The sequence below is a fragment of the Sphingobacterium sp. UBA5789 genome, from assembly GCF_002418355.1.
GTDB lineage: Bacteria > Bacteroidota > Bacteroidia > Sphingobacteriales > Sphingobacteriaceae > Sphingobacterium.
The window spans coordinates 689,666-706,065 of sequence record NZ_DIDX01000007.1 but is presented as its reverse complement, the minus strand read 5'-3'; the positions used below and the strand labels follow the sequence as shown (position 1 = coordinate 706,065).

19 protein-coding genes are annotated in these 16,400 nt (G+C 37.6%); 6 read left to right on the top strand and 13 right to left on the bottom strand.

Going from position 1 to position 16,400, the window contains the following annotated elements:
- Positions 1 to 187 precede the first annotated feature (187 nt).
- Positions 188 to 841: a MarR family winged helix-turn-helix transcriptional regulator gene (locus tag B4B65_RS20495; protein ID WP_201678266.1), complete on the top strand. Its 654-nt coding sequence runs from the start codon at positions 188 to 190 to the stop codon at positions 839 to 841.
- On the opposite strand, the gene B4B65_RS20490 is transcribed toward B4B65_RS20495, so the two are convergent.
- From B4B65_RS20490 to B4B65_RS20465, 6 genes are all read right to left on the bottom strand, one after another.
- Positions 842 to 2,023 (bottom strand): lycopene cyclase family protein, encoded by a 1,182-nt coding sequence (locus tag B4B65_RS20490; RefSeq protein WP_293918433.1) that lies wholly within the window; start codon positions 2,021 to 2,023, stop codon positions 842 to 844. It abuts the gene before it with no gap.
- Positions 1,992 to 2,477, bottom strand: a complete 486-nt coding sequence (locus tag B4B65_RS20485) for a sterol desaturase family protein (RefSeq protein ID WP_293918431.1) — start codon at positions 2,475 to 2,477, stop codon at positions 1,992 to 1,994. The genes B4B65_RS20490 and B4B65_RS20485 overlap by 32 nt, the downstream gene beginning before the upstream one ends.
- A 4-nt stretch (positions 2,478 to 2,481) precedes the next feature.
- Positions 2,482 to 3,003 (bottom strand): isopentenyl-diphosphate Delta-isomerase, encoded by a 522-nt coding sequence (idi, locus tag B4B65_RS20480; protein ID WP_293918429.1) that lies wholly within the window; start codon positions 3,001 to 3,003, stop codon positions 2,482 to 2,484.
- 27 nt (positions 3,004 to 3,030) lie between these two features.
- The gene (locus B4B65_RS20475) at positions 3,031 to 3,882 is read right to left on the bottom strand and encodes a phytoene/squalene synthase family protein (RefSeq protein ID WP_293918427.1); all 852 of its coding nucleotides are present in this window, start codon (positions 3,880 to 3,882) and stop codon (positions 3,031 to 3,033) included.
- A 28-nt stretch (positions 3,883 to 3,910) separates the two neighbouring features.
- Entirely contained in the window at positions 3,911 to 5,377 is a 1,467-nt protein-coding gene (locus B4B65_RS20470; protein ID WP_293918425.1) for a phytoene desaturase family protein, read from the bottom strand.
- A 434-nt stretch (positions 5,378 to 5,811) separates the two neighbouring features.
- Positions 5,812 to 6,360 carry a GNAT family N-acetyltransferase gene (locus tag B4B65_RS20465; RefSeq protein ID WP_293918423.1) on the bottom strand — a complete coding sequence of 183 codons (549 nt, stop codon included), beginning with the start codon at positions 6,358 to 6,360 and terminating at the stop codon, positions 5,812 to 5,814.
- A 140-nt stretch (positions 6,361 to 6,500) separates the two neighbouring features.
- Here B4B65_RS20465 and B4B65_RS20460 point away from each other — a divergent pair, with 140 nt between their 5' ends.
- The 3 genes from B4B65_RS20460 (at position 6,501) to B4B65_RS20450 (ending at position 9,022) form a co-directional block, all read left to right on the top strand.
- Positions 6,501 to 7,448 carry a hypothetical protein gene (locus tag B4B65_RS20460; RefSeq protein ID WP_293918421.1) on the top strand — a complete coding sequence of 316 codons (948 nt, stop codon included), beginning with the start codon at positions 6,501 to 6,503 and terminating at the stop codon, positions 7,446 to 7,448.
- A 132-nt stretch (positions 7,449 to 7,580) separates the two neighbouring features.
- Entirely contained in the window at positions 7,581 to 7,799 is a 219-nt protein-coding gene (locus tag B4B65_RS20455) for a DUF4287 domain-containing protein (RefSeq protein WP_293918419.1), read from the top strand.
- Positions 7,800 to 7,990: 191 nt separating this feature from the next.
- The gene (locus B4B65_RS20450; protein ID WP_293918417.1) at positions 7,991 to 9,022 is read left to right on the top strand and encodes a threonine aldolase family protein; all 1,032 of its coding nucleotides are present in this window, start codon (positions 7,991 to 7,993) and stop codon (positions 9,020 to 9,022) included.
- A 94-nt stretch (positions 9,023 to 9,116) separates the two neighbouring features.
- Here B4B65_RS20450 and B4B65_RS20445 read toward each other — a convergent pair whose 3' ends face one another.
- From B4B65_RS20445 to B4B65_RS20415, 7 genes are all read right to left on the bottom strand, one after another.
- Positions 9,117 to 9,635 (bottom strand): GNAT family N-acetyltransferase, encoded by a 519-nt coding sequence (locus tag B4B65_RS20445; RefSeq protein ID WP_201678275.1) that lies wholly within the window; start codon positions 9,633 to 9,635, stop codon positions 9,117 to 9,119.
- A 263-nt stretch (positions 9,636 to 9,898) separates the two neighbouring features.
- On the bottom strand, positions 9,899 to 10,429 hold the full coding sequence (locus B4B65_RS20440) for a hypothetical protein (RefSeq protein ID WP_293918415.1): 531 nt from the start codon (positions 10,427 to 10,429) through the stop codon (positions 9,899 to 9,901).
- Between the two features lie 16 nt (positions 10,430 to 10,445).
- Positions 10,446 to 10,835, bottom strand: coding sequence for a (deoxy)nucleoside triphosphate pyrophosphohydrolase (locus B4B65_RS20435; RefSeq protein ID WP_293918413.1), 390 nt, complete (start codon positions 10,833 to 10,835; stop codon positions 10,446 to 10,448).
- 138 nt (positions 10,836 to 10,973) lie between these two features.
- The gene (locus B4B65_RS20430; RefSeq protein WP_293918411.1) at positions 10,974 to 11,447 is read right to left on the bottom strand and encodes an LIC11966 family surface protein; all 474 of its coding nucleotides are present in this window, start codon (positions 11,445 to 11,447) and stop codon (positions 10,974 to 10,976) included.
- Between the two features lie 117 nt (positions 11,448 to 11,564).
- Complete coding sequence (locus tag B4B65_RS20425; RefSeq protein WP_293918409.1) at positions 11,565 to 12,194, bottom strand: response regulator transcription factor; 630 nt, start codon at positions 12,192 to 12,194, stop codon at positions 11,565 to 11,567.
- Positions 12,195 to 12,199: 5 nt separating this feature from the next.
- Positions 12,200 to 14,455: a sensor histidine kinase gene (locus B4B65_RS20420; RefSeq protein ID WP_293918407.1), complete on the bottom strand. Its 2,256-nt coding sequence runs from the start codon at positions 14,453 to 14,455 to the stop codon at positions 12,200 to 12,202.
- Positions 14,456 to 14,657: 202 nt separating this feature from the next.
- Positions 14,658 to 15,194, bottom strand: coding sequence for a hypothetical protein (locus tag B4B65_RS20415; protein WP_293918405.1), 537 nt, complete (start codon positions 15,192 to 15,194; stop codon positions 14,658 to 14,660).
- Between the two features lie 150 nt (positions 15,195 to 15,344).
- Between B4B65_RS20415 and B4B65_RS20410 the strand changes: the two genes are divergently transcribed.
- Positions 15,345 to 15,863, top strand: a complete 519-nt coding sequence (locus tag B4B65_RS20410) for a GNAT family N-acetyltransferase (RefSeq protein ID WP_293918403.1) — start codon at positions 15,345 to 15,347, stop codon at positions 15,861 to 15,863.
- Positions 15,864 to 15,896: 33 nt separating this feature from the next.
- The gene (locus tag B4B65_RS20405; RefSeq protein WP_293918401.1) at positions 15,897 to 16,391 is read left to right on the top strand and encodes a thioredoxin family protein; all 495 of its coding nucleotides are present in this window, start codon (positions 15,897 to 15,899) and stop codon (positions 16,389 to 16,391) included.
- The last annotated feature ends 9 nt before the right edge of the window (positions 16,392 to 16,400 follow it).

The window sequence follows — 16,400 nt, the reverse complement described above, 5'->3', positions numbered from 1 at the left end:
ATTTTTATTTATTGTTTTACTGGGTGCAGGTCTGGTTTTTGTTTTAAAATGTTTGTTTTCAATTGCTTGAGGCTTTCAGAAGAGGTATCATAATAAATTGTATGATGTGGAAATAATTAATTTATAAAAGTATGTTTACAATCTATTATTGTTTAATTTTGAATACTATATTTAGCAAATAATGTCTATGATACCTAAGAACTTGTTAATTCAGGTCATCGACCAACTGGACGAATATTGTACGCAGTACCCTGAAAATCTGACATATGAAGGATTTGCATCTTTTGTACATGTAAACCGTCTTTCTCAACACACAGTTACCAGACAGGTAGGAGGTGACTATGTACCTATTATGGAACGGGATATGCCAGCTGAAGATATCGGGAAACTCTTGGTCATGTTATACAGATATGCGAAAAATTATATAAAAATAGCATTTGCGGGTACTCCGTTGCAGACTCCTGAAGAATTTACTTACCTGATGGTTCTGTTTACCTATGACAAATTACCGCAATCAGAATTGATCCGTAAGAATATTATGGAAAAAGCTTCCGGTAATGAAGTGATCAAGCGATTGATGCGTATGGGAATGATCATGGAAGCCGAACGATCCGGAGACAAAAGATCCAAGCCTATTTCAATTTCCCCTATGGGAAGAAAAGTACTTATAGATATGCTTCCTAAGATGAGAATGGTGGGAAATGTAGTATCAGGAAATCTTAACCAGACAGAGCGGCAGCTGCTGATCTATCTGCTGGCAAAACTGGATCATTATCACCACGATCAGTACGGGCATAAAGACAAACAGGAACTTACGGATTATCTTCACACAGAAAACTAGCTATACTTTTGTTCCAAAAAGTTCTTTAAGAGCATATATTGAAAAAAGGTAAACAGGCAGCTTGACAAAAAGTCTTAATTCTTCCATTAGGGAGGTTTCATTATGGAGGAAACGAAAAACCTGAGTAGCGTTATTCCGTTGAAACATACTGAATAAAATACGATGACCTTTTTCGGGCTGATCTTTTAGTATGCGTAATAAAATCCGGTCATAAAAATGAAACCTGTCAAACGTTGAAGGGGAAGCGTATTGATCCAAGGTTTCATTTTGGAGGTGGTTGAGTATCTGACCGATCTGCTTCTGTATAAAATAAAAAGTATATCCTGTAGATGCCTTACTGCATCCGGCTGCAGTACCCAGATATATAATATTCCCTTTACGTCTGGGAAAACGATAGGATGTCATTGGGATCTTACCTTCCTCCGTTTTCGTTATTTCATAGCGATGATTCCCTAAATGCTGATCCAGATATTTTTTTAGATTTCTTTCAAAGTACTCAGGCGTTTGCAGAACTGAAGTGAATAGCGTGTATTCTATAAGGGCATTATTAGCATCTGAAGGCAGTGTATAAAAGAAAGCAACATGATTCTGTTGTTCGGTTCTGAAATCCATAATATCCGCTACATCCTTACGGAATGCTGCGAAATCTGTTTTGACAAAATATCCCTGAAACTGTTGCCAGAGCGTATTGACGTTTGAATGCGATAGAAGAGCCGGATCAAATCGGCTGTCAAAAACGTAGTTTGCAGCAAATCTGCCGGATTTGGTTTTTACTATAAGCTCATTTGGGGTAGATTGGGTAATATCTGTTACATCATCCTTTACCAATGTAATCTGAGGATGAGATTGAATAATAGTAAAGCAATATGATCTGAAATCTTCTGAAGATATAGATTTGTATGTAAAGGGAGATGTAGAACTTATAATCTCTTTGTCATCTGCATACAATCTTAGTTTTTGCCAACGCGCATGACATAGAAAGTCAAAAATACCATTATTTTCCTCCCAGAATGACCAGGTTCTGTTTGTATACTCTTCAAAGCTGCGGTCTATCAGTAATAATTTTTTGCCCGTAGTAAGGAGATAATCCTTTAGTGCTATGGCAAGACTCAGACCGGAAAGACCAGCTCCGGTCACAATGTAGTCAAAACTAGTGCTGCTGCTTCCGGTTTCTTTCATCATCCGCTTTGATCTTATTCCTGTATTTTTTTTCTACCCATAAGAATCCAAATGATTCGCCGGGATCAGCATTTAAATGCTTATGATGCATTTTGTGTCCCCATCTCATGGCTCTTATATAGCTGTTTTTTGAATTTCTAAACCACTTAATGCGTTGATGAATAATAATATCATGTACAAGAAAGTAAGCAATTCCATATAATAAAATTCCAGCTGCAACATAACTCAGCCATGGTGTGTTGGTTGAATTGCCTCTTTCAAAAAGAATAATACAGGGTATAGCAAAAATTACGGCAAACCAGTCATTCTTTTCTAATGCTCCGGGAGTAGTCTGGTGATGATCTTTGTGAAGGAACCACAAGAAGCCGTGCATCACATAGCGATGGGTCAGCCAGGTCAGGATCTCCATAGAGCAAAATGTGAAGAGTGTAAGAAAAATACCCAGAATCCAATGCATAATGTTAAGATTTAGTATTTAAATGATCCAGATAATGCTGGAAAATAATTTTGAACCAGATGGTGAACGTCTGCGGTTCCTGTTGTATGCGGGAAGAAATATCATCCAAAGTCATATATGCATAGGAAGATACTTCATCGGGATCTGGAATAATAGTTCCATTGTACGTACCCACAAAAATATGATCCATTTCATGTTCGATCATGTCGTTATCCAGATTTGCGAAATATTGGAATTTGTACATATAAGATAAGGGACAGTCAAATCCCATTTCTTCCTGAAGTCGGCGGTGAGCAGCATCCAGAGTTGTTTCTTCCGGACTCGGATGACTACAACATGCATTTGTCCACAGTCCTCCGCTATGATATTTTTCATCTGCCCTTTTCTGTAAGAGCATCTTTCCTTCTGTGTCAAAGATGAGTACTGAAAATGCACGATGTAATATTCCCAGACGATGGGCCTGAGATTTAGATATTACTCCTGTTTCTTCATCGTTGATATTGACGGTTATGAGTTCTTGTTCCATAGGTGTTATCATAATTCTATCATTTAGCTAAGCCAGATTAGTTGCTAGCCGGCTTCCCAGGCTGATTCTAAGTAAAAGAAATAATTTTTGATAATCAGGTACCCTGATCCTTTTATTTAAAATGTTTTCCGGAGGTAATCGTTTTATTTTTTCGAACAGACAAAGGTAATACCTGTATGCTAACAATACACCATATCGGGATTTGGATGGCAGTTGCATTAACCCGTTAAATGCTTCTTCAAAATCTTTTGTGATCTGTTCTTCAATTTTGATTTTTGTATCCTTATCAAATTGGTCCATCTGAATATCATGAAAATATCTTCGCCCCAGATCGTAAGTGTCTTCACGAAGATCCCGCATGAAATTTACTTTTTGAAAAGCTGCTCCCAATGCCTGAGCGGAAGGAGTGAGCTTTTTAATAAGTGCCTGATCTCCCTCACAGAAAATATGCAGACACATTAGACCTACAACCTCTGCTGATCCGTAAATATAAGCATTTAGTTCATTTTGATCTTTCCATACTTTCTTGTCGAGGTCAGCATACATACTTTCAAAAAAAGCATGTATATAATGATGATCAATATCATAAGTATTGACTACCCACTGGAAGCTGTGCAGCACCGGATTTATACTTACTCCGGACGCTATAGCTCCAAAAGTATCTCTTTTGAAATCGTCCAGTAAACTCTTTTTATCATATCCGTGAAAACTATCAACAATCTCATCCGCCAATCTCACAAATCCATAGATGCTATAGACAGGTTTGTGCAGATCAGAATGCAATACAGATATGGCACTACTGAAGGATGTGCTGTAAAGCTGGGTAACCTTTTTGCTGCACAAGCGGGATAGTTCATTGAAGATTTTGAGATTGTCCATGGGTAGATGTTTATAAGATTTTGAAGAATTACGTTTTACTTAAATATCGGGCAACCTGATCCGCAACTATTTTACCAGAAAGCAGGGCAGGAGGTACACCTGGTCCGGGCACAGATAGCTGACCACAGTACAACATATTGTCAACTTTGCGGTTTTTAAGACTGGGTTTCCCAAATGCGGTCTGACGCAGTGTATTTGCGAGGCCATAGGCATTTCCCTTAAAGGCATGATAATCTTCCTTAAAATCTTTAATGGTATATTTCTTTTGATAGCAGATATGGGGCATTATATCGGTATGCAGTCTTGATTCCATCCTCTTTATTACATTTTCAAAATAAAAGGCTGAAACTTCATCTATACCTTTTTCCAGTCCGGACGCTAACGGAATTAACACAAAAAGATTTTCATGTCCTTCCGGTGCCACAGAAGGGTCTGTAACTGAGGGAGCGCACACATAAAACATAGGCTCTTTCGGCCACTCTTCTTTATCATATAAGGAGCGTGCATGAGCATTGAAATCACTGTCAAAAAATAAGGTGTGGTGAGTAAGAGCCAATCTTTTGTTGATTCCCAGATAAAAGATAAGACAGGTGGGAGCCATCTGGCGTTTACTCCAGTAGGTGTCATTGTAATTGCGCAGATGAGCTGGGAGTAACTGTTCCATATAATGATAATCTCCACTCGCAATAACAAAATCTGAATGAAAGGTTTTATCATTAGCTCTTAATCCTTTTACCTGTCTTCCTTCGACCAGCAACTCATTAATGTCATGATCAAAATAAAAGGATACACCCAATTCTTTAGCCAGTTTATATTGTGCTTCAATAATGTTATACATTCCCCCTTTAGGATACCAGGTGCCGAGAGAAGCATCTGCATAATTCATCAAACTGTACATCGCCGGGATTTTGTCAGGCATTGCCCCAAGGAAAAGCACCGGAAATTTCATTAACTTCTGTAAATATGGATTTTTGAAATACTTATTAACATGACTATCCATATTGGAAAGCAGGTCAAGACGCATCAATGCTTTAAAAATATCCGGTTGTACATATTCCATTACACTGAAAGAAGGAAATGTAGCATATTTCTTCAGGCCTATTTCATATTTGACAGCTGCATTATGCATAAACTGTCTTAATTTTTGTTTACTGCCTGATTCTATCGATTCAAATAGATTTTCCAGTTCCGCCATATTTGCAGGTACAGGCAATTCTATTTCATCAAAAATGACCGTATAGGAAGGATCTAAGCGTTGCAAATCATAAAAGTCTGAAACTTCATGATCAAAATCCTGAAAGAAGGATGCGATAATATCCGGCATCCAATACCAGCTGGGACCCATGTCGAACACAAATCCTTCTTCTCTGAATTGACGCGCACGACCACCGGGAGTGCTGTTTTTTTCAAAAACAGAAACATTGTGACCTTGTTTTGCCAGATAGCAGGCTGCGGCCAGACCCGATATTCCTGATCCTATTACTGAAACATCCATATAGTTTGATAAAATTCAAATCTTATCAAATATAGTATTTTTTAATTCTATTTTTTAGGATATTTGAATTAAAAAAGTTTTAAAACAAACATATTTTATCAAAATTTAGTTTGTTAACATATTTTTAATTTATCGATATGTATTTGTTAAATTCAATATTTTTAAAACGTTGGTTGTTTATATACAATAGTATGGAAACTATGCTAAAGCAAGACAAACAGGAATAGATGTTATGGAGATGGAATCCGAACTGATAAGGAAAAAATCCATACGGCCGAATCCGGATGATTTCAATTATCGTAAATAAGAGAAAGCTGAAGAAATTAAAATAGGCCTTACATTCCTTTAATGTCTTAAATGTATTTGGAAACCTTTATTTAATATAGTTTATAGTTAGTGTAGTGGAGTGGTAAACGTCAGTTTACCACCCATTCTTATTTAACAGAATGGTTCCATTCCTCTTTTAATATGGAAAATACCACGAGATCCAGATAGATACCATTCACAAACTCGGATTGTCTTGAAATACCTTCCCTTTGAAAACCCAGTCTTTCAGGTATAGCCTGGCTTTTGGTGTTTTCTACAGCAGCTTTTATCTCTATGCGGTTTAGACCTAACTCTGTAAATGCAAAATCAATAATCTGCTTGCATGATCGGCTGATGATTCCCTTCCCTTCCATATCTCTGTTTAGCCAATATCCGATAGCCGCACTTTTGTTCGGTTGATTTATATGATGTAGACCGATTCTTCCTATGATGGTTTGATGCAGGAAAATGACAAAACTGATCTCCTGTTGCTGATCATAAAGATCCATGCAATATTGTATGTATTCATCAAAATCTGTTACTTTCTGCATATTGCTCACCCATGGTAAAAATTTAGAAAGATGAACTCTGTTCTGATCGACGGCCTTAAAGAGTCCGTCTGCATGTTCAGGAGATGTCTGTTGCAGTTTGATATGTTCATCTATTCTGATTTCCATTTTTACTATAATTTAGTGTGTATCCTTATATTTTAGGGAATTTATATAATTTAATTCGGTTTATTAGAAAAATATCTTACTTTTCGATTAGGAATTATTATCTAAAGCGGGATCTTATTTTGATGTTATAAACATAAGGAATGAAGAAAAGAAATTTTTGGATCTGTCATGTTGTTTTGCTTCTTTTAATGTCTTGTGCTTCGAGTCGTTCAAAGACTATAAACAGCAATATTCTGACATTAAGAGACAGCTACTGCAAATCTCCTTTTATCTATGATTATAAGAACGTAGTTCCGTCTTATAATGCGGATTCTATTCTTAACGCTAATGTTTCACTGCGCAAATCCTTCTCTGATCAAAGCATTTTAATATTGAATGCCTTGGGTAATGTGGATGAGGTGGAGGCTATTATGAAACTGAAAAGTGATTCTACAATGGCATCTCAGTTGAAAATTCTTCAACTCAAAAACGTAATTAACAATAAAATCAGTATTTCACTGACAGAACTCGATGCTGTTGCTGCTGAGTATGACTGTGAAGGAGAGCGCGTAGCTCAAATGGGGAATTTCGTAGATAATTTAAATGCCGGCAAATCCAATAAGCTGATATTGTATTCTATCGTAGCTGGAGCTGCAACTTCCATCGCCGGCGGAATAGTCAAAAATGATATGTGGAGCGATATTATAGGTATTGGCGGTGGGGTATTGGGAGCCGGTTTTGGATTGGCTACTTTCAATCCTAAAGGCAGAAAAGTAGAATTTATACATGGAAGAAATCTGTTGCGTGATGTATGGCATGAAAAGTTGGAATCGCCTAATTTTCCTCCATTCATCTGGTATATGTTTACGGAAAAGAAATTCTCCAACAGAGGTGAAAAATCCTTAATCCAGAATATGAAAGAGAGATGGTTAAAATATCAGTTTGCCGGGATACTGCGTCTGCTGATCAGTCAGTTATATTCAGTGACGGAGGCCAATATCTTGCCGAAGACTTACATAACAGAGCAACGATGCTTAATCAGATGCAATCAGCAACGCGTACAATTAATCAGAATATTAGTTATCTATTGCTGGAGCTGGATAAATTGATTATCTAGAATTGTTGCATATTAACGAAAATTTTGTTTTCTTGTCATATGAAAAGCATATTAGTCCGGAATGACATTATATTTGGTTCCTGTGATACAACAGAAATTAATCTAACATAAAAAATTAATATAGATGTCCTTTCAAGCATATTTAGATAATATTGAAACCAAGACAGGAAAGAGTCCTGAAGATCTGCAAGCTTTAGCTACGGAAAAGGGTTTTGTAGAAAATGGAAAACTCAAGTCTGATATCAAAGCTACACAGGTATTAGAATGGCTGAAGGCAGACTTTGATCTGGGGCATGGACATGCAATGTCTATATATGCTTATTTGAAAGGAAAGAGATCTTAATCTAACTTAGGTTAGGGAGATACAGGTTGTCCCAAAAGACCTGTTAATTAAGGAGATATTTCACTCCTATGAAAAACAGAAAACCGGCAGTGGCATCATAAAAGGATGAAGCTGTCGGTTTTCATTTTAATATTGTGCTCATTGTTTATATAAACTGTAATTTTGCTTCCATATATAAATATTATTGCAGCATGTACAGTTTTAAAAATGATTATTCAGAAGGTGCCCATCCTCAGATTATAGATCAGCTTGTCCGAACCAATCTTATTCAACAGAACGGTTATGGTGAAGACAGTTATTGCATTGAAGCAAAAGAAATTTTAAGAAGGGAACTGAAGAATACAAATGCTGCTATATATTTTGTTTCCGGCGGGACGCAAGCAAATCTTATTTGTATAGCGGCCTTATTACGTCCACACGAGGCTGTGATCAGTGCAACTACCGGACATATCTTTGCGAATGAAACAGGGGCAATAGAATCTACAGGGCATAAGGTAATCGCTGTAGAAAAGGGAGATGGGAAATTAGAGCCTGCGGATATAGAACGTGTGCTGTCCGCACATTCGCTAGCTCCGCATATGGTAAAACCCAGATTGGTTTACATTTCTAATTCCACAGAAATAGGAACACACTACAGGAGAACAGAATTACAGGAGCTATCCGCATGCTGCCGTAAAAATAACTTACTTCTGTATCTGGACGGAGCCAGACTGGGACACGCACTTACTGCCGAAGAAAATGATCTGACACTGGCGGATATATCCCGATTTGCAGATGCATTCTATATTGGTGCTACCAAAAACGGCGGACTATTGGGAGAGGCGATTGTCCTGCCGGATCCGACTCTTTATCCTGATTTTGACTTTGTGATCAAGCAAAAAGGAGGACTTCTTTCCAAAGGGAGGTTATTGGGAATTCAATTTCTGGAGTTATTCAGGGATGGCCTGTACTTTAGTCTTGCGCGACATGCTAATACTATGGCAATGAAAATAGCTGAAGCGGTGAAAGAATGTCAATATACTATGCTTACGGTATCGGTGACCAATCAGATTTTTCCTGTTCTTCCTTTATCTGTTATCGAAGAACTGAGTGCCAAGTATGATTTTTATATATGGAAGCAAATTGATGAATCACACTCCGCTATTCGACTGATTACATCATGGGCTACAGAAGAATATTATGTAGATGAATTTATTAAAGATCTGAAGCGTATATCATCGTAATACCAGACAGATTTTTATACTAACCGGAGTATTTTTGATATGTGCGAAACTTGTTTTTTCGGATAGCAAATGCAAGTAATCCTATCTTTTTAGATTAGCGCAAATGATACCAGAAGTGGAGTTGATTTTCGTAATCAAAAATCTCTTTTGCTTCAAACCCCAGTTTTTCCAGGACTTTTTTCGAATCCAGATTATTAATGTCCGATATCGCGTGGATTGGATAATGAGTCAGGTTTGTTTTGGCATATTGCAGACAGGCTTTTCCGCTTTCAGTGGCATAACCCTGACCCCATGCTTCCTGAACAAAACGGTATCCGATATCCAGGTAGTCAATATGATTATTCGTCATGACTTTGATCAGTTTAAAACCTGACCATCCGATAAATTCATTGGATTCTTTTTGGATGACGGCCCATCTGCCGATTCCATGTTCCTGATATTGTTTTCGTATGAAAGCAATAACTTCAGATGCCTGTTTTTCCGTTGTCAGCGGCTTTCCGCCGAGGTATCTGTGAACTTCCGGATTAGAATCTAATCTGAAAATGCCTTTGCAATCAGAATCCTCCAGTTCCCTGATTATTAATCTTTCTGTTTCAATTATTACTTTTTCCATGTCAGATATGTCCTAAATTAAAAAAAGTCTCGCTTTGCTGCAATACACAGGTTTCAAAAAATGAAAGATTAATGTCAGTTTTCTTAAATTTGAGTGTAATAATCTGTAAATTAAGGTAAAAGGTTGTTAAGATATGTGGCTCTGAAGAAATATGTTGCGCTTAGCTGACAATTCACTGCGTTTTACAGTGTAAGATGGTAATAAATGCGGATAGAAATGAAGATGAGCTGAGATTTGATAAAAGGAGGTGGGATTAAACAGGGTTATGCTTTGTAGTCTCCATTATTCCATAGTATATCTGTTATTTCAGTAATCCCGTATTCAAAGTAGTTTCCGTTTTTATCCTTATTACGTTGAAAAAGTTTGGGATCATAAGTTTTGAAATTTAATTTTAAGAATTTGTCAAAATATCCGTTACCAAAGGTAAGATGTATATGAAACATAGAACGAAACGAATTTGAGCCCTCTTCGGACTCTTCATAAGTTTTTAATCGGCGTACTATTTCCGAAAGCTCTTCCGAAGAAATATGATCTACTTTTTCAGGATCGGGTAGGCTGATGTCAAAAGCCAATGTTTCAGCTCCGCTTTCTTCCCACCATTCCCAGAGGTTAAATGCTGACATTTCTTTGCCTGTAAGAAGATGTAAGTGTTGTTCAAGCCTTTTGTATTCGACCAGTTCTTCATCTCCCTGTTCATCACAATAATCCGTATAGTCGAGAATAAGCTTTAAAATCTGCGGATAAAGTTTTTCTGCGATATCAAGACGAGGCTCTATTTCTTTTCTCAATTCCATAACATTACGGTTTCATTTAGATGAGTTCACTTAATAAGAATTCTTTCACTATTGGAATATCTGCTTCTGCCCAGTCATAGTCCATCAGCTGCTGTTTAGATACCCATAAGGCTTGTGCATGTTCTTGCGGAGTGAGTTGTCCACCTCTAACGCTGCATACAAAAGGAAATAACTGCAGGGAAAAATCAGTATAATGATGCTCTACCATTTTTAAAGCTTCATTTACTTCTATATGCAGATGTAACTCTTCTTTTATTTCCCTTATCAGGCAATCCTTTTTACTTTCTCCGGGCTCTATTTTTCCTCCCGGAAACTCCCATTTTAAAGGTAATTTCATCTTCTCAGATCTCTGACAGATCAGAATTTTTTCCTGATGGATAATGATTGCACAAGTAACATATAACATATGAAGTGAAGATACACAAATCTGAATGGAGGGTCAATAAGAAAAGTAAATCGTGTAATGTAGGAGAGAGGAGGTAGGGAAGGGGATAAAAATTTAACAGACCATGTCTAACGCACTTAACATGGTCTGTTAATAAGATTATTTTTTAGCGTGCTCGCTTTCAAATTTACCTGAAGCTTCATTCACACCGTTAGCCATTACTTCCAGCGCATTGTTGATATTATTCAGTAATTGCTGCTCTGTAGCAGGATCCTCTTTTTTGTTTTTGCGTAGATCAATTAGTTTAGGATAGTCTTCCGCAACAATTTTTTTGTACCCCTTTAATCCTGTAAGAATTGCAGTCTGCAGGTTGGCGTCACCGTTAAAATCACCGATTTCTTCTACTTTCTTGATATCTTTATCCAGAGCCGCGCTCCATTCCTGTTGTACTTTTCCTGCTTTGTCGAAGTCTCCAGCCTGCATTGCACTGTTCATTTCTGTGATATTTTTTTCTCCACCATTAATGACAGTCATGAGTTCATTGTTGTACTCTACAGGATCTTTTTTTGCACCACAGCTCATAATCAACAGAACCGGTAGCATCAGCAAACTTTTTGAAATAATGTTTTTCATGTTTTTTGAAATTAGTTTATACATATGATTGCCTCTTTCATTCAGGCACATTACAAAAGTAGAGCTAAATGAAAAGCGATAGTATCCCCAAAATCAGTGATTTTGATTGTATGGATATTATTTCCGAATCAATCCGTATTCTAAAGCTAATCCGATAACAGAGGCGATGTTTTTTACCTTAAATTTTTCAATGAGATTTTTGCGGTGACTCTCTACTGTATGGGTACTGATAAAGAGTACATCTGCAATTTCCGTTGAGGTAAGACCTTTGGCTGCCTCCTGTAGTATTTCTTTTTCCCGACGCGTTATTTTGGGAACATTGCGGAGACCTTCGGCAGTCTTCTTATCCATGATGAGTTTTGACTGCGCACATAGAAAACGCCCTCCATTGTATACCGTCTGAATACCGGTAATGATTTCGGATCCTGAAGCATTTTTCTGAATATAGCCTGATGCACCTTCAGTCAGCATGCTGTTGATAACGGCAAATTCGTTATGTACACTGAGCGCTATAATCTTCATTTCAGGGTATGCTGATTTGAGTTTAGCGACGAGTTCTATGCTGTTGATATCCGGAAGGTTAATGTCTAATAACAGAATATCGGGTTGTTTTTCCTTTAGTCCGCTTATCAGAGATGCTCCGTCTGTAAAGCAGGCTGCAAGATTGAGGTCGTCTTCTGTAGCGAGTACATTTTTTAAACCTTCCAATACCATTGGATGGTCATCTGTGATCATAATTTCTATCATACTTCTTAAGCGTTGGGATCAAGTGGAAAGTCCAGTTCTATTGTTGTACCTATATTATGTTGAGAATGAATATTTATTTTTCCTTTTAAAAATGAAAGCCGGGTTTCTACATTATGCATACCAGCAGATTTTTTACCGTTTAGTTGTTTCGGATCAAATCCTTTGCCATCATCTTCAACAGTTATGTGCAATCTGTTATCATTTTCGGATAACTGTACAATAATCTGGCTTGCTTCTGCATGTTTTATGGCATTATTTACCAACTCCTGGATGATTCTGTATACTAATATCTGCCGTTCCTGATTGAGTGGAGTTGTACAATTTACAAATTCGGCTGAAACCTCTAGTTTTTCGCCTGACATTCGTGCTGTATATTCTGTGATAGTTTCCTGCAGGCCATATTTTATCAGCAATTCCGGCATGAGATTATGAGCGACTCTTCTTAGTTCCTGTACAGCAATATCTATCTGATCCAGAGAGGAGCTGATCGCATTTTTGAGATCAGGTTTTTCAGCTTTTTCGCTGGCACGGGACAGTCCGATTTTTGTTCCGGATAGCAGTCCTCCCAATCCGTCATGCAGGTCCCTGGCCAGCCTGGATCTTTCTGCTTCCTGACCTTCCAACATCGCTGTAAGATTGGATATTTTGCTGTTCTGTTTTTCTCTTGCCAATTCCAGCAAATGCATGTTTTCGTTTTGTTTCAATGTTTTTGAGCGCTGCCTGTACGCATATAAAAGGAGGAGGGCACTAATGAAAAATGCGCAGACTAACAGGAAATAAAAAGTATTGATACGGGTTTTATAGTCCAGTTGCTGTTTGGATGAAAAAAGCTCATTAGCCCGCTGTTGCGTCTCCAGACGGGAAAGCCGGAGTTCCTGTCCTCTTTTTTCAGCTTCCAGCTGTACGACTTCCAGCTGTTGCTTTTGGTTTTCCTCATTCAGTTTCATGTTTTCCAGCTGCTGCATTTGTTGTCCGGATAAGGCATGCATAAGGGATAGCTGCTGTTCTTTTTTGTCGGCCTGCAATTGCATCTGAATAAGCAGTTGCTTTTGTCTTTCTTTTTCAAACTGAGCTTCCAGACGACGCCCCAGTTCCATTTTTTCTGAATTGTATACGGCTTCAAATGCAGCAATGTATTGCTTGTAGTAGTGTATTGCCTGTTTGTAATCTCCTTCTTCTTCGTAAAGTTCAGTTAGCTTTTGAAATAAACTCATAGCAACTCCCTGATCGATAAAATTTTCCTTCATTAATGCCGCTAATGATGCCAGAAGGTAATCTTTAGCCTCGTCACGTTTATTTTCTTGAAGGCTGAATTCAGACAGGATTCCGTAGGCCGCTGCGACATGGGTGTATTGCTGTGTTTCCTTTCCCTTTTCCAGTGCCAGCTTTGCATAGTTCAGCGATTTTTCTCTATAGGATTCCGGATAAAACTCCATATACAGATTGGCCAGATTAATAGCTGCGAAAGACAGATCTGAAGGAATCGCCATCTTGTTTTTTTGCTGCTGATAGGTGTTAATGGCGGAAAGGTAATACTGTTCAGCAGCTTTTAGTGCTTTTTGATCAGTACGATTCTCCTTGTGCTGTTGCTCATACATATATCCCATCAGCATATATGCGTCAAAGATACTCATGGGATCTTGTCTTATTTTGGCAACCTCCAGTGTTTTTTCAGCATACTGTTTTTGAAGATCATATGCTTTCCAATTGGAATATATCGTACAAAGTTCTTTATATATAGCTGTTTTGCGGTTAAGAACCAGTTCTGTATTCGGCACTTTGTCAAGTAACGTTAAAGCATTCTGAAAACTTTTTACAGCTAAAGCTTCCTGTTCATCACGGACTTGTAACCAACCTTCACAATATATCACATAGCCTTTTGTAATGATATCGCTGGTTTCATTGGCATAGTATTTTGCCTTTTTAATGTATTGATCGGAAGCTGTTTTATTGTTGAGTATGCGGCTGTTCATAGCTGCGATGCTGTTCAGATATGCCGCATACTGACCGTCTTTCTTCTTTTCAGCCACCCGGATGTTTTTTTCCAATAAACGGAAAGCCTCTTCCTGACGATTATTGAAGAAAAGCGTCTGCGCATATTTTCCTGCCAGCATAAGTTGATCGGTACTTTCAGGGATAGCCTTTTTGTAACGGATTTCGGCCTCTTCTATAGCAGATTGAGCTCTACATATGTGGGATACAAATAGTAAGAATATACATAATATACTACTGACAAGATAAATAGAAATCGATTTGTTCATTACTTAACTGCCTTGGCTGTCTGTTGAAACGGTTAAAATATAAAAATGACGGGATTTTCGGGTAAAGAAATCTTAAAAATAATAAGATAGCCAATATTTACTTTGGAAGACAGCATATTATTTCACCAGACAGAAATTATCTGCTATGAGGATCGTAACATGGGTGCAAAATGTGCTTTACAACTTGTAAAATGGTGTAATTCTATTTCGTATCCTTCTTAGATAATTTGATTCTCTTTGTAGATCTGATTTTCTTCGGAGTTGTATCCTGATTTTGTAACGAATCTGAATAGTTAACAATTTTAAACGGATTGAAACTGTATTTTTTCTGATTAGACGGAGATAATTCCGGGATCAGCAAATTATTCTGCAACAAATTCAGTGAGCCATCTTCATGCAGCGGGTAAACTCCCTGTACTACTGAAATAGTTCCACTGCTCATATTAATAATATGATTGCCATGTATAGCAGAGATTGTTCCGTTTGAATTTATAATATGGTTGCCATGTATTGCAGAAATTGTTCCGTTTGAATTTATAATATGATTTCCATGTTTTGCAGAAATACTGCCATCTGAACCAATGATATGATCGCCATGGATGGCAGAAACGGTTCCATTTGAATTTATAATATGACTTCCGCTTACAACAGAATGTGTACCGTCAGGATTGACAACTACCTGTGCAGACACTGCTGCTAAACATAAAAGGAATAATCCGGTGAAGATGAGCTTTTTCATAAGAATAGTCTTTGATATAAATATAACATATTTTTCTGAGTTTCTGTTTTTCAGGTTCTTGTATGATTTACTTTTTTACAGAATATGTGCTGTATTTTATTTCTCTTTTGCTAAAATTGTATTTTTCATTTACCATATCAGATATAGAGTATGAGCGATACCCCAATATTACGTCAGGCCGGAATAGGAGATATAGATAGAATCTGGACCATTTTGCAGCAGGCTATTGAATTGAGAAAGCAGGATGGAAGCCGGCAATGGCAGGATGGATATCCAAATTTGGATACGATCCGTCACGATATTGAATCCGGATACGGTCACATTTTATTTCAGGAGGATGCTATTATTGGATACGTTGCTGTAATCTTTGATGGTGAACCTGCTTATGATTCATTGGAAGGGAAATGGCTAAGTGATCAGTCTTATGCCGTTGTTCACCGTCTGGCAGTTGCACAGGATATTAAGACCAAAGGCACAGCTACATTTATCATGCAACAGGTAGAAGCTGTAGCTGTTGCAAATAAAGTATATAGCATCAAGGTGGATACTAACTACGATAATCTGGCGATGCTACGCATTTTTGAAAAACTAGGCTATAGTTATTGCGGTGAAGTATATTTTAGAGGAAGTGCCCGTAAAGCATTTGAGAAATTGTTGCTGGTAAGTTAGAGCGTAAAATTTGGATAGTCATTAATTTTTAATATGAAAAATATCAGGATATTGTTGTTCGCCATGATGATTTGTAGCGTACAATTGGGATTTGGACAGACTAAGTCTGCAATTGAGAAGGAAACATTTGAGAAACCTTATCATCCGGAAGCGGATGCTCAGAAAGACATAGATGCTTTGGTTGTAAAAGCACAAAAGGAGAATAAGACTATTATCATTCAGGCAGGTGGTAACTGGTGTATCTGGTGTCTGCGCTTTAATACCTACATCCATGAAACTCCGGAAATCAAAGATCTGCTGAACAAGAACGTATTGTATTATCATCTTAACTATTCACAGGAGAATAAAAATGAAGCAGTCTTTCAGAAATATGCTCCTGAAGGCGGAAAATTAGGCTATCCTTTTTTCATTGTGCTGGACAAGAATGGTCAGGTGTTGAATGTACATGATAGTGGAAGTCTGGAAGCCGGAAAAGGTTATGATAAGGAAAAAGTCCTGGCTTTTTTCCGGAAATCAATTACCCGGTAATCCTTCCAT